An 18,408-nucleotide genomic window follows, 5' to 3' on the forward strand; every position below is an offset into this window, starting at 1 on the left:
GTCACACCGCCCTCATCAGCAGGGTCGCGGCGATGAGGATCGCCGTGCCCCCGAACATCGAGACCGCGTAGCTGCGGGCGTAGCCGTTCTGCAGCTTGCGCAGCCGGCCCGAGAGGCCGCCGACCGAGGCGGCCGTCCCGTTGACCACGCCGTCGACCAGGCTGTGGTCGACGTACACGAGGGAGCGGGTCAGGTGCTCCCCGCCGCGCACCAGCACGACGTGGTTGAAGTCGTCCTGGTAGAGGTCGCGGCGGGCGGCCCGGGTGAGGAAGGAGCCGCGCGGGGCGAGGACCGGTACGGGCCTGCGTCCGTACATCCCCCAGGCGATGCCGACGCCGGCGAGGAGCATCACCATGGTGGCCGCGGTGACCGTCATGGCGCTGACCGGCGGGTTGCCGTGCTCGTAGCCGGTGACGGGCTCCAGCCAGGTCAGGAAGCGCTCGCCGATCTCGAAGAAGGCGCCGGCGAAGACCGAGCCGAAGGCCAGGATGACCATCGGGATCGTCATGGACTTCGGGGACTCGTGCGGGTGCGGCTCGTGGCCTTGCGCGTCCGGCTGCCAGCGCTTCTCGCCGAAGAAGGTGAGGAGCATGACGCGGGTCATGTAGAAGGCGGTGATGCCGGCGCCCAGCAGGGTGACCCCGCCGAGGATCCAGCCCTCGGTGCCGCCCTTCGCGAACGCCGCCTCGATGATCATGTCCTTGGAGAAGAAGCCGGACAGACCGGGGAAGCCGATGATCGCCAGGTAGCCGAGGCCGAAGGTGACGAAGGTGACCGGCATGTACTTCCTCAAGGCCCCGTACTTGCGCATGTCGACCTCGTCGTTCATCCCGTGCATCACGGAACCCGCGCCGAGGAAGAGACCGGCCTTGAAGAAGCCGTGCGTCACCAGGTGCATGATCGCGAAGACGTAGCCGATCGGGCCGAGGCCCGCGGCGAGGATCATGTAGCCGATCTGCGACATCGTCGAGCCCGCCAGGGCCTTCTTGATGTCGTCCTTCGCGCAACCGACGATCGCACCGAAGAGCAGCGTGACCGCGCCCACGACGACCACGACCAGCTGGGCGTCGGGCGCCGCGTTGAAGACGGCGCCGGAGCGGACGATCAGGTAGACGCCGGCGGTCACCATCGTCGCCGCGTGGATCAGGGCCGAGACCGGGGTCGGGCCCTCCATGGCGTCCCCGAGCCAGGACTGCAGCGGCACCTGTGCGGACTTGCCGCAGGCCGCCAGCAGCAGCATCAGGCCGATGGCGGTGAGCATGCCCTCGGAGGCCTCCCCCACCGCGCCGAACACCGGCCCGAAGGCGAAGGTCCCGAACGTGGTGAACATCAGCATGATCGCGATCGACAGGCCCATGTCGCCGACCCGGTTGACCAGGAAGGCCTTCTTCGCGGCCGTGGCCGCGCTGGGCTTGTGCTGCCAGAAGCCGATCAGCAGGTACGAGGCGAGGCCCACGCCCTCCCAGCCGAAGTACAGCAGCAGGAAGTTGTCGGCGAGGACCAGCAGCAGCATGGCCGCGACGAACAGGTTCAGATAGCCGAAGAAACGGCGGCGGCGCTCGTCGTGCTCCATGTACCCGATCGAGTACACGTGGATGAGCGTGCCCACGCCGGAGATCAGCAGGACGAAGGTCATGGACAGCTGGTCCAGCTGGAAGGCCATGTCCGCCTGGAAGCCCTCGACGGGGATCCAGGTGTACAGGTTCTGCGTCAGCGTCCGGTCGTCGGCGCTGCGCCCCAGCATGTCGGCGAACAGTGCGACGCCGATGCCGAACGAGACGGCCGCGAGCAGCGTCCCGATCCAGTGGCCGGTCCGGTCGAGGCGGCGGCCGCCGCAGAGCAGCACCACCGCTCCGAGCAGGGGCGCCGCGATCAGCAGCGCAATCAGGTTCTCCACAGCGACCCCTTACAGCTTCATCAGGCTGGCGTCGTCGACCGAGGCCGAGTGGCGGGTACGGAACAGCGACACGATGATCGCCAGGCCGACCACGACCTCCGCGGCGGCGACGACCATCGTGAAGAAGGCGATGATCTGGCCGTCGAGGTTGCCGTGCATCCGGGAGAACGCGACGAAGGCGAGGTTGCAGGCGTTGAGCATCAGCTCGATGCACATGAACAGCACGATCGCGTTCTTGCGGATGAGTACGCCGACGGCACCGATGGTGAACAGCAGGGCCGCCAGGTACAGGTAGTTGACCGGATTCACTTCGAGGCCTCCTCACGGCCGAGGCGCTCCGCGGAACGCTGCTCCAGCGCCTTGAGGTCGTCGAGGGCCTCTCCGGAGACGTCGCGGATCTGGCCGCGGGCGCGCAGCGTCTTGCTGACCGTCAGCTCGGACGGGGTGCCGTCCGGCAGCAGGCCGGGGACGTCCACCGCGTTGTGCCGGGCGTAGACGCCGGGCGCGGGCAGCGGCGGGAGCTGCACACCCTCGCGCACGCGGCGCTCGGCCAGCTCGCGCTGGGTCGCGGCCCGTTCGGTGCGCTCCCGGTGGGTGAGCACCATCGCGCCGACGGCCGCGGTGATCAGCAGCGCGCCGGTGAGCTCGAAGGCGAAGACGTACTTGGTGAAAATCAGCTGCGCCAGGCCCTCGACGTGGCCGCCGGAGTTGATCCGGCCGAGCCCGTTGAAGTGGTTCAGCCCGGCGTGGCCGATGCCGGTGAACAGCAGGATGCCGAAGCCGAGCCCGCACAGGAGGGCCATCCAGCGCTGCCCCTTGATGGTCTCCTTCAGGGAGTCCGCGGCGGTGACGCCGACGAGCATGACCACGAAGAGGAAGAGCATCATGATCGCGCCGGTGTAGACGATGACCTGGACGACGCCCAGGAAGTACGCCCCGTTGGCTAGGTAGAAGACGGCCAGGATGATCATCGTCCCGGCGAGGCTGAGTGCGCTGTGCACGGCCTTCTTCATGAGGATGGTGGCCAGCGCGCCGATGACGGCGACCGTGCCGAGGATCCAGAACTGCACGGCCTCACCGCTGGAGGTGACGGTCGCGGCGACGGTGCTCATGCCCCCACCTCCGCCGCGCTGCCGCCGGCGGCGTCGGCCGGCTCCTCGCCCTTGGAGACCGCCACCTGCCGGACGGTGCCCGGGGCGGCGCCCGTCACCAGCCCGCGGTAGTAGTCCTGCTCGTCGGTGCCGGGGAAGACCGAGTGCGGGGCCTCGACCATGCCCTCGCTCAGGCCCGCGAGCAGCTGCTCCTTGGTGTAGATGAGCGACTCGCGGCTGGCGTCGGCCAGTTCGAACTCGTTCGTCATCGTCAGTGCGCGCGTCGGGCACGCCTCGACGCACAGTCCGCACAGGATGCAGCGGGCGTAGTTGATCTGGTAGACGCGGCCGTAGCGCTCGCCCGGGGAGTAGCGCTCCTCCTCGGTGTTGTCCGCGCCCTCCACGTAGATGGCGTCGGCGGGACAGGCCCAGGCGCACAGCTCGCACCCGATGCACTTCTCCAGACCGTCGGGGTGCCGGTTGAGCTGGTGCCGTCCGTGGAAGCGCGGGGCGGTGGTCTTCTGCTGCTCCGGGTACTGCTCGGTGAGGCGCTTCTTGAACATGGCCTTGAAGGTCACGCCGAAGCCGGCCACCGGGTTCTGCCACTTCTCGTCAGACATTTCTCAAGCCTCCTCTCGGTCACTGTCGGTGTTCGCCCCGCCGCTGGCGATCAGCTCCCGCTCGCTGCGGGGCCGCCTGCGCGGTACGGGTGCCAGGTGCTGGCCGGGCTTGGGCGGTACGGGGAAGCCGCCCGCCAGCGGATCGAAGGGCGCGGTGTCCTTGGCCGCGTCCGCGGCCGCCGCCTTCTCGCGCTTGTCGCGGAAGACGTCAGCAACGAAGGAGAGCAGCAGGATCGCCACGACGGCGCCGCCGACGTAGAGCGCGATGTCCGCGATCTCGTACGCCTCGTTGCGCAGGGCCCGGACGGTGGCGACCATCATCAGCCAGACCACGGAGACCGGGATCAGGACCTTCCAGCCGAGCTTCATCAGCTGGTCGTAGCGCACGCGCGGCAGCGTGCCGCGCAGCCAGATGAAGAAGAAGAGGAGCAGCTGGACCTTCAGGACGAACCAGAGCAGCGGCCACCAGCCGTGGTTCGCGCCCTCCCAGAAGGAGCTGATCGGGTACGGGGCCCGCCAGCCGCCCAGGAAGAGGGTGACCGAGACCGCCGAGACGGTGACCATGTTGACGTACTCGGCCAGCATGAACAGCGCGAACTTGATGGACGAGTACTCGGTGTTGAAGCCGCCGACGAGGTCGCCCTCGGACTCCGGCATGTCGAAGGGGGCGCGGTTCGTCTCGCCGACCATCGTGACGACGTAGATGATGAAGGACACCGGCAGCAGCACGATGAACCAGCGGTCCTGCTGGGCCTCCACGATCGCCGAGGTCGACATTGACCCGGAGTAGAGGAAGACCGAGGCGAAGGCCGCGCCCATCGCGATCTCGTAGGAGATCATCTGCGCGCAGGAGCGCAGACCGCCGAGGAGCGGGTAGGTGGAGCCGGAGGACCAGCCCGCCAGCACGATGCCGTAGATGCCGACCGAGGCCACCGCGAGGATGTAGAGCATCGCGATGGGCAGGTCGGTCAGCTGCATCGAGGTGCGCTGGCCGAAGATGGAGACCTCGTTGCCGGCCGGGCCGAAGGGGATCACCGCGATGGCCATGAAGGCCGGGACCGCCGCGATGATCGGGGCCAGGACGTAGACGACCTTGTCGGCCCGCTTGACGATGATGTCTTCCTTGAGCATCAGCTTCACGCCGTCGGCCAGCGACTGGAGCATGCCCCAGGGGCCGTGCCGGTTGGGGCCGATGCGCAGCTGCATCCAGGCGACGACCTTGCGCTCCCACACGATGGAGAAGAGCACCGTCACCATCAGGAAGGCGAAGCAGAACACCGCCTTGATGACGACGAGCCACCAGACGTCCCCTCCGAAGAGGGACAGGTCCTCGGCAGCGAGTTGAACGGTGTTCACGCGCCCACCTCCGCAGTGGTGTCGCCTGCGCCGGCCGGGGTCGCCGGGCCGATCCGTACGAGGGTGCCCGGGCGGGCTCCGGCGTCGGCGAGGACGCCGGAGCCGGTGGAGTTCAACGGGAGCCAGACGACACGGTCGGGCATCTCGGTGATCCGCAGCGGGAGTTCCACGGTGCCGGCGGGGCCGGTGACCGCGAGGACGTCGCCGTCCTTGACCCCGGTCTCGGCGGCCGTGGCGGCCGACAGCCGGGCGCTCGCCTCGTGGCGGGTGCCGGCCAGGGCCTCGTCGCCCTCCTGGAGCCGGCCCAGGTCGAGGAGGAGCCGGTGGCCCGCGAGGACCGCCTCGCCGACGCCGGGACGGGGCAGCGGCACCGGGTCGGTGGACTGCTCGGCGGCGAGTCCGCCCTCCCAGGGGCCGAGCCGCTCCAGCTCCCGGCGTACGGCGTGCACGTCGGGCAGCGCGATCGGCCGGTCGGCGGCGTCGGCCAGCATGTGCAGCACGCGGGCGTCGGCCGGGGCGAGCCGGCGGGTCATCTGGTCGGGCTTGAGCGCGGCCTCGAACGGCCGGACCCGGCCCTCCCAGTTGATGAACGCGCCCGCCTTCTCGGCGACCGCGGCGACCGGCAGGACCACGTCCGCGTGGTCCGTGACCTCGGAGGGCCGCAGCTCCAGGGAGACCACGAAGGCCTCCTGCAGGGCGGTCCGCGCGCGGGCCGGGTCCGGCAGGTCGGTGACCTCGACGCCGGCGACCAGCAGCGCGGACAGTTCCCGGGTGGCAGCGGCCTCGACGATCTGGCCGGTGTCGCGGCCGTAGCGGTGCGGAAGTTCGTCCAGGCCCCAGGCGGTGGCGACCTCGTCGCGGGCCCGCGGGTCGGTGGCCGGACGGCCGCCCGGCAGCAGGGAGGGCAGCGCGCCGGCCTCGACGGCCGCCCGCTCCCCGGCCCGGCGCGGGATCCACACCAGCTTCGCCCCGGTCGCGGCGGCCGCCCGGACGGCGGCGGTCAGCGCGCCGGGCACGCCAGCGAGGCGCTCCCCGACGACGATGACGGCGCCCGGCGCGCGCAGCGCCTCGGCGGCTTCGGCGCCGCCCGCCTCCAGGCCGGTCCGCGAGGACAGCGCGTCGAGCCAGTCGGGCTCGGTGCCGGGGGCGGCCGCGAGCAGGGTGCCGCCGGCCTTCTCCAGCCCGCGGGTGGCGAAGGGGGCGAGGGCGAAGGTCCGCTGCTTGTGCTTGCGGTGGGCCTTGCGCAGCCGCAGGAAGACCCCGGGGGCCTCCTCCTCGGCCTCGATGCCGGCGAGCAGCACCGCGGGCGCCGCCTCCAGCGAGGTGTAGGTGACACCGTCGCCGTCGAGGTCCTTGCCGGTGCCGGCGACGGTGGCGGCCAGGAAGTCGGCCTCCTCCGCGCTGTGCACGCGGGCCCGGAAGTCGATGTCGTTGGTGTCGAGCACGACCCGGGCGAACTTGGCGTACGCGTAGGCGTCCTCGACGGTGAGCCGCCCGCCGGTGAGCACCCCGGCCCGGCCGCGCGCCGCGGCGAGCCCGTTCGCCGCGGCCTCCAGGGCCTCGGGCCAGCTCGCCGGTTCCAGCACCCCGGCGGCGCTGCGCACCAGCGGGGTGGTCAGCCGGTCCGGGCGCTGCGCGTAGCGGAAGGCGAAGCGGCCCTTGTCGCAGACCCACTCCTCGTTGACCTCGGGGTCCTCCGCTGCGAGGCGCCGCAGCACCTTGCCGCGGCGGTGGTCGGTACGGGTCGCGCAGCCGCCCGCGCAGTGCTCGCACACGCTCGGGGAGGAGACGAGGTCGAAGGGGCGGGAGCGGAACCGGTACGCGGCCGAGGTGAGGGCGCCGACCGGGCAGATCTGGATGGTGTTGCCGGAGAAGTACGACTCGAAGGGGTCGTCCTCGCCGGTGCCGACCTGCTGGAGCGCACCGCGTTCCAGCAGCTCGATCATCGGGTCACCGGCGATCTCGTTGGAGAAGCGGGTGCAGCGGGCGCACAGCACGCACCGCTCCCGGTCCAGCAGGACCTGGGTGGAGATCGGGACGGGCTTCTCGTAGGTGCGCTTGCGGCCCTCGAAGCGGGATTCGGCGTTGCCGTGCGACATCGCCTGGTTCTGCAGCGGGCATTCGCCGCCCTTGTCGCAGACGGGGCAGTCCAGCGGGTGGTTGATGAGCAGCAGCTCCATCACCCCGCGCTGGGCCTTGTCGGCGGCCTCGGAGGTCAGCTGGGTCTTGACGACCATGCCGTCGGTGCAGGTGATGGTGCAGGAGGCCATCGGCTTGCGCTGGCCCTCGACCTCGACGATGCACTGGCGGCAGGCGCCGGCCGGGGGCAGGAGGGGATGGTCGCAGAACCGGGGGATCTCGATGCCGAGCTGTTCGGCGGCGCGGATGACGAGGGTGCCCTTGGGCACCGAGAGCTCGACCCCGTCGATGGTCAGCGAGACCAGGTCCTCCGGCGGGACGGCCGCTCCTCCCCCGGAGGCGGCCGTAGTGGTGACGGTCATGCGTTCACCTCCGTGTCGGCCCAGAGGGTCGACTTCCTGGGGTCGAAGGGGCAGCCCTTGCCCGTGATGTGCTGCTCGTACTCCTCGCGGAAGTACCTGAGCGAGGAGAAGATCGGGCTGGCCGCGCCGTCGCCGAGCGCGCAGAAGGACTTGCCGTTGATGTTGTCGGCGATGTCGTTCAGCTTGTCGAGGTCGGACATGACGCCCTTGCCGGCCTCGATGTCGCGCAGCAGCTGGACCAGCCAGTAGGTGCCCTCGCGGCAGGGGGTGCACTTGCCGCAGGACTCGTGGGCGTAGAACTCGGTCCACCGGGTGACGGCCCGCACCACGCAGGTGGTCTCGTCGAAGCACTGGAGGGCCTTGGTGCCGAGCATCGAGCCGGCGGCGCCCACGCCCTCGTAGTCCAGGGGGACGTCGAGGTGCTCGTCGGTGAACATCGGGGTGGAGGAGCCGCCGGGGGTCCAGAACTTCAGCCGGTGCCCGGGCCGCATGCCGCCGCTCATGTCGAGGAGCTGGCGCAGGGTGATGCCGAGCGGGGCCTCGTACTGGCCGGGGCCGGCGACGTGCCCGGAGAGCGAGTACAGCGTGAAGCCGGGGGACTTCTCGGTCCCCATCGACTTGAACCAGTCCTTGCCCTTGTTCAGGATCGCGGGAACCGAGGCGATGGACTCGACGTTGTTGACGACAGTGGGGCACGCGTAGAGCCCCTCGACGGCAGGGAAGGGGGGACGCAGCCGGGGCTGGCCGCGCCGGCCTTCGAGGGAGTCGAGCAGCGCCGTCTCCTCGCCGCAGATGTACGCGCCCGCGCCCGCGTGCACCGTGATGTCGAGGTTGCGCCCGGTGCCGTCGATGTCCTTGCCGAGGTATCCGGCCTCGTAGGCCTCGCGCACCGCCTCGTGCAGGCGCCGCAGGACCGGTACGACCTCGCCGCGCAGGTAGATGAAGGCGTGCTCGGAGCGGATCGCGTAGCAGGCGATGATCATTCCCTCGATGAGGGAGTGCGGGTTGGCGAAGAGGAGGGGGATGTCCTTGCAGGTTCCCGGTTCCGACTCGTCCGCGTTCACGACGAGGTAGTGCGGCTTTCCGTCGCCCTGCGGGATGAACTGCCACTTCATGCCGGTGGGGAAGCCCGCGCCGCCGCGTCCGCGCAGCCCGGAGTCCTTCACGTAGGCGATCACTTCATCCGGCGTCATCGCGAGCGCCTTGCGCAGGCCCTCGTATCCCTCGTGGCGCCGGTAGGTCTCCAGCGTCCACGATGCGGATTCGTCCCAGAAGGCCGACAGGACGGGGGCCAGCAGCTTCTCCGGGCTGGTGCCGTTCTTGCTGAGCTCGGTGGACACGCTCATCACTCCCCTCCCTCGGTACGGGTCTCGCCGCGCGGGTGCACGATCGGGGTGTGCGGGGATTCGCCTCGGGCGATGCGCAGGCCGATCAGGGAGGCGGGTCCGCCGCCGCCGGTGGCCTCGACCGCGCCCGCACGCTCGTCCGGGAAACCGGCCAGGATCCGGGCGGTCTCCTTGTACGTGCACAGCGGCGCGCCCCGGGTCGGCGCGACCTCACGGCCGGCCAGCAGGTCGTCGACCATGGCCTTGGCGGACTCGGGCGTCTGGTTGTCGAAGAACTCCCAGTTCACCATCACCACGGGGGCGTAGTCGCAGGCCGCGTTGCACTCGATGTGCTCCAGCGTGACCTTGCCGTCTGCGGTGGTCTCGTTGTTGCCGACCCCGAGGTGCTCCTTGAGCTCCTCGAAGATGGCGTCACCGCCCATGACCGCGCACAGGGTGTTGGTGCAGACGCCGACCTGGTAGTCGCCCGAGGGCCTGCGCCGGTACATCGTGTAGAAGGTCGCGACGGCGGTGACCTCGGCGGTGGTCAGCCCCAGCGTCTCGGCGCAGAAGCGGATGCCGGTCTTGGAGACGTGGCCCTCCTCCGACTGGCACAGGTGCAGCAGCGGGAGCAGCGCGGAGCGGCTGTCGGGGTAGCGGGCGACGACTTCCCTCGCGTCCGTTTCGAGGCGCGCGCGTACCTCTGCCGGGAAGTCGGGGGCGGGCAGCTGGGGCATGCCCAGCGAGACCCCTCGGTTCTGAGGACTGGTGGTCATCGGTCGACGCCTCCCATCACGGGGTCGATGGAGGCGACGGCGACGATGACGTCGGCGACCTGGCCGCCCTCGCACATCGCGGCCATGGCCTGCAGGTTGGTGAAGGACGGATCGCGGAAGTGGACCCGGTAGGGGCGGGTTCCGCCGTCGGAGACGACGTGGACGCCGAGCTCGCCCTTGGGCGACTCGACCGCCGCGTACGCCTGCCCGGCCGGCACCCGGAAGCCCTCGGTCACCAGCTTGAAGTGGTGGATGAGGGCCTCCATGGAGGTGCCCATGATGTTCCTGATGTGGTCGAGGGAGTTGCCGAGGCCGTCGGGGCCCATGGCCAGCTGCGCCGGCCAGGCGATCTTCTTGTCGGCGACCATGACCGGGCCGGGCTCCAGCCGCTCCAGGCACTGCTCGACGATCCGCAGCGACTGGCGCATCTCCTCCAGGCGGATCAGGAACCGCCCGTAGGAGTCGCAGGTCTCGGTGGTCGGCACGTCGAACTCGTAGTTCTCGTAGCCGCAGTACGGGTCCGACTTGCGCAGGTCGTGCGGCAGGCCGGCGGAACGCAGGATCGGGCCGGTGGCGCCGAGCGCCATGCAGCCGGCGAGGTCGAGGTAGCCGACGTCCTGCATGCGGGCCTTGAAGATGGGGTTGCCGGTGGCGAGCTTGTCGTACTCCGGCAGGTTCTTCTTCATGGTCTTCACGAACTCGCGCAGCTGGTCGACGGCGCCCGGGGGCAGGTCCTGCGCGAGGCCGCCGGGGCGGATGAACGCGTGGTTCATGCGCAGGCCGGTGATCAGCTCGAAGATGTCGAGGATCAGCTCGCGGTCGCGGAAGCCGTAGATCATGATCGTGGTCGCGCCCAGCTCCATGCCGCCGGTGGCGATGCACACCAGGTGGGAGGAGAGCCTGTTCAGCTCCATCAGCAGGACGCGCAGGACGGTGGCGCGGTCCGGGATCTGGTCGGTGATGCCGAGCAGCTTCTCGACGCCGAGGCAGTACGCCGTCTCGTTGAAGAACGGCGTCAGGTAGTCCATGCGCGTGACGAAGGTGGTGCCCTGCGTCCAGTTGCGGAATTCGAGGTTCTTCTCGATTCCGGTGTGGAGGTAGCCGATGCCGCAGCGGGCCTCGGTGACCGTCTCGCCGTCGATCTCCAGGATCAGCCGGAGCACTCCGTGGGTGGACGGGTGCTGGGGACCCATGTTGACGACGATCCGCTCGTCGTCGGCCTTGGCCGCCGACTGGACGATCTCGTCCCAGTCGCCGCCGGTGACGGTGTAGACGGTGCCCTCGGTCGTCTCGCGGGCGGAGGAGTGGTTGTCTGCTTCATTCGTGATGGGGGACATCAGCTGTACGACCTCCGCTGGTCGGGAGCCGGGATCTGGGCGCCCTTGTACTCGACGGGGATGCCGCCGAGCGGGTAGTCCTTGCGCTGCGGGAAGCCCTGCCAGTCGTCCGGCATCATGATCCGGGTGAGGGCCGGGTGTCCGTCGAAGACCAGGCCGAAGAAGTCGTACGTCTCGCGCTCGTGCCAGTCGTTGGTCGGGTAGACGGAGACGAGCGAGGGGACGTGCGGGTCGCTGTCCGGGACGGACACCTCCAGCCGCAGGATCCGGCCGTGGGTGAGCGAGCGCAGGTGGTAGACGGCGTGCAGCTCGCGGCCCTTGTCCCCGGGGAAGTGGACTCCGCAGACCCCGGTGCAGAGCTCGAAGCGCAGGGCGGGGTCGTCGCGCAGGGTGCGCGCGACCCGTACGAGGTGCTCGCGGGCGATGTGGAAGGTGAGCTCGCCCCGGTCGACCACCGTCTTCTCGATGGCGTTCTCGGGGACGAGGTCCTGTTCCTCCAGGGCGCCTTCGAGTTCGTCGGCCACCTCGTCGAAGTACGAACCGTACGGGCGGGCGGTCGCGCCGGGCAGGGCCACGGTGCGGACGAGCCCGCCGTAGCCGCTGGTGTCGCCGCCCTTGGCGGCGCCGAACATGCCCTTGCGGACGCCGATGACCTCGGGGCCCTGGGCGCGCGGCGCGGGCAGGCCGCCGTCCGCGTCGGTGCCGTTGCCATGGCCGGGCTCTTGGGTCTCGCTCACCGGAGCAGCCCCTTCATCTCGATGGTGGGGAGCGCCTTGAGGGCCGCCGCCTCCGCCTCGCGGGCCGCTTCCTCCCGGTTCACGCCGAGCTTTCCGCCCTGGATCTTCTGGTGGAGCTTGAGGATGGCGTCCATCAGCATCTCGGGGCGGGGCGGGCAGCCGGGGAGGTAGATGTCCACCGGGACGATGTGGTCGACGCCCTGGACGATCGCGTAGTTGTTGAACATTCCGCCTGAAGATGCACAAACCCCCATGGAGATGACCCATTTGGGAGCCGGCATCTGGTCGTACACCTGGCGCAGCACCGGCGCCATCTTCTGGCTGACCCGTCCGGCCACGATCATCAGGTCGGCCTGGCGCGGGGAGCCGCGGAAGACCTCCATGCCGAAGCGGGCCAGGTCGTACCGGCCCGCTCCGGTCGTCATCATCTCGATGGCGCAGCAGGCGAGGCCGAAGGTCGCCGGGAAGACGGACGACTTGCGCACCCATCCCGCGGCCTGTTCGACGGTGGTCAGCAGAAAGCCGCTCGGCAGCTTCTCTTCCAGTCCCATGGGAAATTCAGCCCCTCAGTCCCATTCCAGGCCGCCGCGGCGCCAGACGTAGGCGTAGGCGACGAAGACGGTGAGCACGAAGAGCAGCATCTCGACGAGCCCGAAGATCCCCAGGGAGTCGAAGGTGACGGCCCAGGGGTAGAGGAAGACAACCTCGATGTCGAAGACGATGAAGAGCATCGCCGTCAGGTAGTACTTGATGGGGAAGCGGCCGCCGCCGGCCGGCATCGGTGTCGGCTCGATGCCGCACTCGTAGGCTTCGAGCTTCGCCCGGTTGTACCGTTTTGGACCGATCAGCGTGGCCATGACCACGGAGAAGATCGCAAACCCTGCGCCGAGGGCGCCGAGCACGAGGATGGGCGCGTACGCATTCACGCTCCTCGCTCCTTCCAGTCGTCCTTGACCGTTGGACCGCCGCCGGCCGGGACCCCTCCCAGTGGGAGCGGGGGGCGTGCCCCGCCTCGCGAAGATCGTGCACATGTGAGGCAGTTCACAAGCCGGACTGCTGCGCATCTTATGCCTGCTCGTCTGTGATCTGCGACACGGGTAACAACACGGAGTTTGTGATCTCCACCACCTGACGAACGATCATGAAGTCCGATGAGTGGTGATCTTCATACGCGAAGCATCCGCATGATCACCAAAGGTGACATTCGAGCCCGTTCCCGCAGGTGAACGGCGCGCTGCTCTATCAAACGTTGGCAGTTGCAGGCAAATTGGCCTGGATGCGATGGGGATGGTAAGGGGATCCGTGTCGCCCGGTCGGGGGGCCCGCGTGTACGGAGGTGGACGCGGGGCATACGAGGGCAGGGCGGGGCTCCGAGTGCGTGCATCCGTTCACGAACTTCCCGGCGGCGCGCGAGGGGCCCGCTTCACAGGAAGGTCACGGACCGGCCACAGCGTCCGCATGGCGTGATCCTCCTGTGACCTGCGCCACTCTGAACCAGGCGTTCCGAAAGCGGGCTTGGCCATCTGTACGGAGGGATGGTAGTCCGTGGATCAATTCGGACTTAATTCTGAAACCCCATGATCACAGCCTTGTGAAGGCGTGTCCGTTTCGCCCGTTAGGGCGTCAATAAGAAGCGTGACGCGCCCGGTTCGCGCCCTTCACGCGCAACTGTGGCGCACCCCACGTTTCTTGAAGGGACCCCTGGCGCCCTGATAGCGGTTGTTCTCATGTCCCACACCGCTCACATACCCAGCCACCGGAAGCCCCGCCGCAGCGCCTCGAAGCTCGCGGTCCGCGCCGGAGTTGCCGGTGGCGTCCTCAGCACCCTGGCCATGGCCGGCACCGCGAGCGCGTCCCCGTCCGAGCCCGTGGCCGAGACGACGCTCGAAATGCCGGTCCTGAACCTGGACCTGGCCGCCGAGGTCTCCTCCGCGGTCACCACGGCCGCCGAGAACACCCGTCTGGCCGCCGTGGAAGGCGAACTGACCGCCCAGGAGGAGAGCGCCCGCACCGGCGCCGCCGCCGAGGCGAAGCAGGCCAAGGAGACGGCTCAGAAGGCCGCGGAGAAGAAGGCGAAGGAGGAGGCCGACCGCAAGGCCGAGGCCGAGCGCGCCACCCGCGACTCCGAGCGCACCTCGCTGAAGAGCACCTCCACCGCCGCCGCCAAGGCCCCCCAGGGCACCGGCACCGTGACGGCCCCGGCCACCGGCTCCGCCGCCGCCATCGTCAACTTCGCCCGCGCGCAGGTCGGCAAGGCCTACGTGATGGGTGGCACCGGCCCGTCCTCCTTCGACTGCTCCGGCCTCGTCCAGGCCGCCTACCGCCAGGCCGGCATCACCCTGCCGCGCATGTCCCAGGCGCAGTCCACGGCCGGTACGTCCGTCTCCCTGAACGCCCTTCAGCCGGGCGACATCCTCTACTGGGGTTCCAAGGGCAGCGCGTACCACGTCGCCATCTACGTCGGCGGCGGCAAGTTCGTCGGCGCGCAGAACCCCAGCACGGGCATCGTCGAGCGCAGCCTGAGCTACGACAAGCCGACGGGCGCCGTCCGCGTCCTCTGAGCCCGCTCCTGAGCCCCGCTCAGGCCACGGCAGCAGACACGGCCGTAGGGCCGGTACTCCCCCGCTCGGGGGCGGAGTACCGGCCCTGCGGCCGTTGTCGTGGGCGCCGGTACGCGGCGTTCCGGTCCCTGCGAAGATAGCGGGGCAGGCCCCGAGCGCAGACCCTGGAGGTGGTGGTCCCGTGGGCACACAGCCGCACGAGCACCACGAGGCCGGCGACCCCACCGCGGTCCGGGCCGCCGTCGGCCTCGGGCTCCTCGCCGTCGGGGGCCTGCTGCTGAACACCCTCCGCCCCTGGCAGAAGCCGGGACCCGCCCTCCTCCTCACGGCCGGCTGGACCGCATCGGGCGCCCTGCTGGTGTGCGGGCTGGTCCTGCTGGCCCGGTGCGTGCGCAGCGTGCACGGCGGCCCCGGCCCCGAACACCCGGGGACCGGGGACCGCAGTCCATCGTGAGCGCCCTCCGCCGGCCTCAGGCCTTCGGGGCCACCTTCGAGAGGCCGTTGATGATGCGGTCCATCGCGTCGCCGCCCGCCGGGTCGGTCAGGTTGGCCAGCATCTTCAGCGTGAACTTCATCAGCAGCGGGTGCGTGAGACCGCGCTGCGTGGCGACCTTCATGACCTTCGGGTTGCCGATCAGCTTCACGAAGGCGCGGCCCAGCGTGTAGTAGCCGCCGTAGGTCTCCTTGAGCACCTTCGGGTAGTTGTGCAGCGCCAGCTCGCGCTGCGCCGGGGTGGACCGGGCCTGAGCCTGCACGATGACGTCGGCCGCGATCTGGCCCGACTCCATGGCGTAGGCGATGCCCTCGCCGTTGAACGGGTTGACGAGGCCGCCCGCGTCACCGACCAGCAGCAGGCCCTTGGTGTAGTGCGGCTGCCGGTTGAAGGCCATCGGCAGCGCCGCACCGCGGATCGGCTGCGTCATGTTCTCCGGGGTGTAGCCCCAGTCCTCCGGCATCGAGGCGCACCAGGCCTTGAGGACCTCGCGCCAGTCCAGCTCCTTGAAGGCGGAGGAGGAGTTGAGGATGCCGAGGCCGACGTTGGACGTGCCGTCGCCCATGCCGAAGATCCAGCCGTAGCCGGGCAGCAGCCGGTCCTGCGGACCGCGCCGGTCCCACAGCTCCAGCCAGGACTCCAGGTAGTCGTCGTCGTGCCGCGGCGAGGTGAAGTACGTACGCACCGCGACGCCCATCGGGCGGTCCTCGCGCCGGTGCAGGCCCATGGCCAGGGACAGCCGCGAGGAGTTGCCGTCGGCCGCGACGACCAGCGGAGCGTGGAAGGTGACCGGGGTCTTCTCCTCGCCCAGCTTCGCCTGCACGCCGGTGATCCGGCCGGTGCGGGCGTCACGGACCGGCTCGCCGACATTGCAGCGCTCGTACAGCCGGGCGCCGGCCTTCTGCGCCTGGCGGGCCAGGATCTCGTCGAAGTCGTCGCGCTTGCGGACGAGTCCGTATTCCGGGTAGGAGGCGAGTTCCGGCCAGTCCAGCTGGAGCCGCTGTCCGCCGCCGATGATCCTCAGGCCCTTGTTACGGAGCCAGCCGGCCTCTTCGGAGATGTCGACGCCCATCGCCACCAGCTGCTTGGTGGCGCGCGGAGTCAGGCCGTCGCCGCACACCTTCTCGCGCGGGAACGCCGTCTTCTCCAGCAGCAGGACGTCCAATCCGGCCTTGGCGAGGTAGTAGGCGGTGGTCGAGCCGGCGGGCCCGGCCCCGACGACGATCACGTCCGCGGAGTGTTCGGAGAGGAGCTCGGTCACTGCGGGGTCTCCCGAAGGCTCGATAAAGGGTGCCAGGCGGCACCGGACACGTGCAGTCTATGCAGCGAGAGTGATCGCGATCCGAAGGGCTGCCCCGATGACGACTTCGCCGACCCGGCCGCCGCTCCCCGCGGTGCGGCTGCGCGTGCCCACCGACGAGGACGCGCACGCCTGGCACCGTGTCTTCAACGACGCCGATGTCATGGAGTTCCTCGGAGGCCCGGCCGAGCTGTCGGAGTACGAGGAGTTCACCGCGCGCCAGCGCATGCACGACGCACAGCTCGGCCTCTGCCTGTGGACGCTGCTGGACGGCGACGGCGAGGTGATCGGCTTCACCGGGGCGCAGCCGTGGCCGGCGGACAAGGCGTGGGGCCCGGTCGGGGAGATCGAGATCGGCTGGCGGCTCGGGCGGGCGGCCTGGGGCCGCGGCTACGCGTACGCCGCGGCGCTGGCCACCCTGGAGCGGGCCCGCGAGGCCGGGATCGAGCGGGTGGTGGCGATGATCCACGCCGGCAACGCCCGTTCCGTGGCCGTGGCGGAGCGGCTGGGGATGACCCTGGCCGAGGAGTTCACCACCCCGGGCGGCAACCCGGCCCGCCGCTACACGCTCGCCCTCCGGGACGCGTCCGCCGGGTGACCAGGGGGTCCCCCGGCAGGGCGTAGTGCTGTGACCGGAAAGGTTCACCGGGTCACAGCACTAGAACACGGACAGGCCCGTCAGGGTCGTGAAGCGGTCCAGCGCCGCGACGCCCGCGACCGAGTTCCCGCGGGCGTCCAGGCCCGGGCTCCACACGGCGAGCGTGCACCGGCCCGGGACGACGGCGACGATCCCGCCGCCCACCCCGCTCTTGCCGGGCAGCCCGACGCGGTAGGCGAACTCGCCCGCCGCGTCGTAGGTCCCGCAGGTCATCATCACCGCGTTGACCTGCTTGGCCTCGCTGCGCGTCAGCAGCCGCGAGCCGTCGGCGCGCAGCCCGTGCCGGGCCAGGAACCGTCCGGCGCGCGCCAGGTCGGCGCAGCTCATCTCGATCGAGCACTGCCAGAAGTAGTGCTCCAGCAGCGCCGGCACCGGGTTGTCGATGTTCCCGTACGAGGCCATGAAGTGGGCCAGGGCCGCGTTGCGGTCCCCGTGGCCCTGCTCGGACGCGGCCACCTCGGCGTCGAACCCTATGTCCGGGTTCTGGCTCTCCTGCCGCAGGAACTCCAGCACTTCGCTGCTCGCGTCGCCCGTCAGCGTCTGGAGCCGGTCGGTGACCACGAGGGCGCCCGCGTTGATGAACGGATTGCGCGGAATGCCGTTCTCGTACTCCAGCTGCACGAGCGAGTTGAACGGATTGCCCGAGGGCTCCCGGCCGACCCGCTCCCACAGGCTGTCGCCCCCCTCGGCCAGGGCCAGCGCCAGCGCGAAGACCTTGGTGATCGACTGGGCGGAGAAGGGCACCTGCCAGTCCCCCACCCCGAAGACGTTCCCGTCGAGATCGGCGATCGCCATCCCGAACTGCCCCGGGTCCACGGCGGCGAGCGCCGGGATGTACTCCGCGGGCGTGCCGCTGCCCAGCAGCGGGGCGATGTCGGCGGCGATCCGCTCCAGCAGGGGCTTGTAGTCCGTGGACACGGCGTCGGGCGGCAGGGCGTGGGGCACGGCGGTCAGTCCTTGGTTCCTCTGTGCAGCGCGACGATGCCGCCGCTGAGGTTGCGCCAGGCGACCTTGGACCAGCCGGCCTTCTGCAGCAGGGCGGCCAGCGCCGGCTGGTCGGGCCATTCACGGATGGACTCGGCCAGGTACACGTACGCGTCGGGGTTGGACGACACGGCGCGGGCGACGGGCGGCAGCGCCCGCATCAGGTACTCGGTGTAGACGGTCCGCAGCGGCGCCCAGGTGGGCTGCGAGAACTCGCAGATCACGACCTGCCCGCCGGGCTTGGTCACCCGGTACAGCTCGCGCAGCGCCGCGTCGGTGTCCTGGACGTTGCGCAGGCCGAAGGAGATCGTCACCGTGTCGAAGACGTCGTCCTTGAACGGCAGCCTCGTCGCGTCGCCCGCGGTCAGCGGAAGCCAGGCGTTGCGCTTCTTGCCCTCCATGAGCATGCCCAGGGAGAAGTCGCACGGGACCACGTACGCGCCCGTCGCAGCGAAGGGCAGCGAGGACGTCGCCGTACCGGCGGCCAGGTCGAGGACCTTCTGTCCGGGGCGCGCGTCGACCGCCCTGGCGACCTCCTTGCGCCACACCCGGTCCTGGCCGAGCGAGAGGACGTCGTTGGTCAGGTCGTAGTTCGCCGCGACCCTGTCGAACATGGAGGCGACTTCGTGCGGCTGCTTGTCCAGGGATGCCCTTGTCACTGGCGTTCGCCCCTCGTGTTGCGATGCGGATCGGCGGGTACGTCCCCATCCTCTCAGGCCACACCCGCCCGGGCGGCGCGGGCTCCGCCGTACCGCGCCGTACCGGCCCCGTA

The 18,408-nt window shown here is 70.1% G+C and carries 18 protein-coding genes; 3 read left to right on the plus strand and 15 right to left on the minus strand.

Annotation, left to right across the window (positions count from 1 at the left end; genetic code table 11):
* Nucleotide 1 precedes the first annotated feature (1 nt).
* The 12 genes from nuoL to AAT21_RS25840 are packed head-to-tail and all read right to left on the minus strand — an operon-like array spanning nucleotide 2 to nucleotide 12,566.
* On the minus strand, nucleotides 2–1,897 hold the full coding sequence (gene nuoL / locus AAT21_RS25785) for an NADH-quinone oxidoreductase subunit L (RefSeq protein ID WP_046779298.1): 1,896 nt from the start codon (nucleotides 1,895–1,897) through the stop codon (nucleotides 2–4).
* Nucleotides 1,898–1,906: 9 nt separating this feature from the next.
* A complete protein-coding gene (gene nuoK, locus AAT21_RS25790; RefSeq protein ID WP_030958925.1) occupies nucleotides 1,907–2,206 on the minus strand; it encodes an NADH-quinone oxidoreductase subunit NuoK in 300 nt (99 codons plus the stop codon).
* On the minus strand, nucleotides 2,203–3,009 hold the full coding sequence (locus tag AAT21_RS25795) for an NADH-quinone oxidoreductase subunit J (RefSeq protein ID WP_046779299.1): 807 nt from the start codon (nucleotides 3,007–3,009) through the stop codon (nucleotides 2,203–2,205). Before AAT21_RS25795 ends, nuoK begins: the two co-directional genes overlap by 4 nt.
* The gene (gene nuoI / locus AAT21_RS25800; protein ID WP_046779300.1) at nucleotides 3,006–3,608 is read right to left on the minus strand and encodes an NADH-quinone oxidoreductase subunit NuoI; all 603 of its coding nucleotides are present in this window, start codon (nucleotides 3,606–3,608) and stop codon (nucleotides 3,006–3,008) included. Before nuoI ends, AAT21_RS25795 begins: the two co-directional genes overlap by 4 nt.
* Before the next feature lie 3 nt (nucleotides 3,609–3,611).
* Nucleotides 3,612–4,964 carry an NADH-quinone oxidoreductase subunit NuoH gene (gene nuoH, locus AAT21_RS25805; RefSeq protein ID WP_046779301.1) on the minus strand — a complete coding sequence of 451 codons (1,353 nt, stop codon included), beginning with the start codon at nucleotides 4,962–4,964 and terminating at the stop codon, nucleotides 3,612–3,614.
* A complete protein-coding gene (locus AAT21_RS25810) occupies nucleotides 4,961–7,465 on the minus strand; it encodes an NADH-quinone oxidoreductase subunit G (RefSeq protein WP_046779302.1) in 2,505 nt (834 codons plus the stop codon). The genes nuoH and AAT21_RS25810 overlap by 4 nt, the downstream gene beginning before the upstream one ends.
* Nucleotides 7,462–8,811, minus strand: a complete 1,350-nt coding sequence (nuoF, locus tag AAT21_RS25815; RefSeq protein ID WP_046779303.1) for an NADH-quinone oxidoreductase subunit NuoF — start codon at nucleotides 8,809–8,811, stop codon at nucleotides 7,462–7,464. Before nuoF ends, AAT21_RS25810 begins: the two co-directional genes overlap by 4 nt.
* A complete protein-coding gene (nuoE, locus tag AAT21_RS25820) occupies nucleotides 8,811–9,566 on the minus strand; it encodes an NADH-quinone oxidoreductase subunit NuoE (RefSeq protein ID WP_046779304.1) in 756 nt (251 codons plus the stop codon). The genes nuoF and nuoE overlap by 1 nt, the downstream gene beginning before the upstream one ends.
* Nucleotides 9,563–10,903: an NADH-quinone oxidoreductase subunit D gene (locus tag AAT21_RS25825; protein ID WP_046779305.1), complete on the minus strand. Its 1,341-nt coding sequence runs from the start codon at nucleotides 10,901–10,903 to the stop codon at nucleotides 9,563–9,565. The genes nuoE and AAT21_RS25825 overlap by 4 nt, the downstream gene beginning before the upstream one ends.
* The gene (locus AAT21_RS25830) at nucleotides 10,903–11,640 is read right to left on the minus strand and encodes an NADH-quinone oxidoreductase subunit C (RefSeq protein ID WP_046779306.1); all 738 of its coding nucleotides are present in this window, start codon (nucleotides 11,638–11,640) and stop codon (nucleotides 10,903–10,905) included. Before AAT21_RS25830 ends, AAT21_RS25825 begins: the two co-directional genes overlap by 1 nt.
* Nucleotides 11,637–12,191, minus strand: a complete 555-nt coding sequence (locus AAT21_RS25835) for a NuoB/complex I 20 kDa subunit family protein (protein WP_030028258.1) — start codon at nucleotides 12,189–12,191, stop codon at nucleotides 11,637–11,639. Before AAT21_RS25835 ends, AAT21_RS25830 begins: the two co-directional genes overlap by 4 nt.
* A 15-nt stretch (nucleotides 12,192–12,206) precedes the next feature.
* The gene (locus AAT21_RS25840; RefSeq protein ID WP_030010013.1) at nucleotides 12,207–12,566 is read right to left on the minus strand and encodes an NADH-quinone oxidoreductase subunit A; all 360 of its coding nucleotides are present in this window, start codon (nucleotides 12,564–12,566) and stop codon (nucleotides 12,207–12,209) included.
* 801 nt (nucleotides 12,567–13,367) lie between these two features.
* On the opposite strand from AAT21_RS25840, the gene AAT21_RS25845 reads away from it, so the two are divergent.
* The gene (locus tag AAT21_RS25845; protein WP_046779307.1) at nucleotides 13,368–14,201 is read left to right on the plus strand and encodes a C40 family peptidase; all 834 of its coding nucleotides are present in this window, start codon (nucleotides 13,368–13,370) and stop codon (nucleotides 14,199–14,201) included.
* Nucleotides 14,202–14,382: 181 nt separating this feature from the next.
* A complete protein-coding gene (locus tag AAT21_RS25850; RefSeq protein WP_046779308.1) occupies nucleotides 14,383–14,655 on the plus strand; it encodes a hypothetical protein in 273 nt (90 codons plus the stop codon).
* Nucleotides 14,656–14,671: 16 nt separating this feature from the next.
* Here the strand turns inward: AAT21_RS25850 and AAT21_RS25855 are convergent, their stop codons facing one another.
* Nucleotides 14,672–15,955, minus strand: a complete 1,284-nt coding sequence (locus AAT21_RS25855; RefSeq protein ID WP_046779309.1) for a geranylgeranyl reductase family protein — start codon at nucleotides 15,953–15,955, stop codon at nucleotides 14,672–14,674.
* A 97-nt stretch (nucleotides 15,956–16,052) separates the two neighbouring features.
* Here AAT21_RS25855 and AAT21_RS25860 point away from each other — a divergent pair, with 97 nt between their 5' ends.
* Nucleotides 16,053–16,592, plus strand: coding sequence for a GNAT family N-acetyltransferase (locus AAT21_RS25860; protein WP_046779310.1), 540 nt, complete (start codon nucleotides 16,053–16,055; stop codon nucleotides 16,590–16,592).
* Nucleotides 16,593–16,652: 60 nt separating this feature from the next.
* Here AAT21_RS25860 and AAT21_RS25865 read toward each other — a convergent pair whose 3' ends face one another.
* A complete protein-coding gene (locus AAT21_RS25865) occupies nucleotides 16,653–17,570 on the minus strand; it encodes a glutaminase (RefSeq protein ID WP_079025972.1) in 918 nt (305 codons plus the stop codon).
* A gap of 32 nt (nucleotides 17,571–17,602) precedes the next feature.
* Nucleotides 17,603–18,295, minus strand: coding sequence for a demethylmenaquinone methyltransferase (locus tag AAT21_RS25870; RefSeq protein WP_046779312.1), 693 nt, complete (start codon nucleotides 18,293–18,295; stop codon nucleotides 17,603–17,605).
* Nucleotides 18,296–18,408: the final 113 nt, after the last annotated feature.

Source organism: Streptomyces yangpuensis (assembly GCF_001005295.1).
GTDB lineage: Bacteria > Actinomycetota > Actinomycetes > Streptomycetales > Streptomycetaceae > Streptomyces > Streptomyces yangpuensis.

Excerpts from the sequence above, each read along its gene's own strand:
- AAT21_RS25795 (WP_046779299.1), bottom strand. The coding sequence starts at position 3,009 with ATGAGCACCGTCGCCGCGACCGTCACCTCCAGCGGTGAGGCCGTGCAG.
- nuoI (WP_046779300.1), bottom strand. The coding sequence starts at position 3,608 with ATGTCTGACGAGAAGTGGCAGAACCCGGTGGCCGGCTTCGGCGTGACC.
- AAT21_RS25810 (WP_046779302.1), bottom strand. The coding sequence starts at position 7,465 with ATGACCGTCACCACTACGGCCGCCTCCGGGGGAGGAGCGGCCGTCCCG.
- nuoF (WP_046779303.1), bottom strand. The coding sequence starts at position 8,811 with ATGAGCGTGTCCACCGAGCTCAGCAAGAACGGCACCAGCCCGGAGAAG.
- nuoE (WP_046779304.1), bottom strand. The coding sequence starts at position 9,566 with ATGACCACCAGTCCTCAGAACCGAGGGGTCTCGCTGGGCATGCCCCAG.
- AAT21_RS25825 (WP_046779305.1), bottom strand. The coding sequence starts at position 10,903 with ATGTCCCCCATCACGAATGAAGCAGACAACCACTCCTCCGCCCGCGAG.
- AAT21_RS25835 (WP_030028258.1), bottom strand. The coding sequence starts at position 12,191 with ATGGGACTGGAAGAGAAGCTGCCGAGCGGCTTTCTGCTGACCACCGTC.
- AAT21_RS25845 (WP_046779307.1), top strand. The coding sequence starts at position 13,368 with ATGTCCCACACCGCTCACATACCCAGCCACCGGAAGCCCCGCCGCAGC.
- AAT21_RS25860 (WP_046779310.1), top strand. The coding sequence starts at position 16,053 with ATGACGACTTCGCCGACCCGGCCGCCGCTCCCCGCGGTGCGGCTGCGC.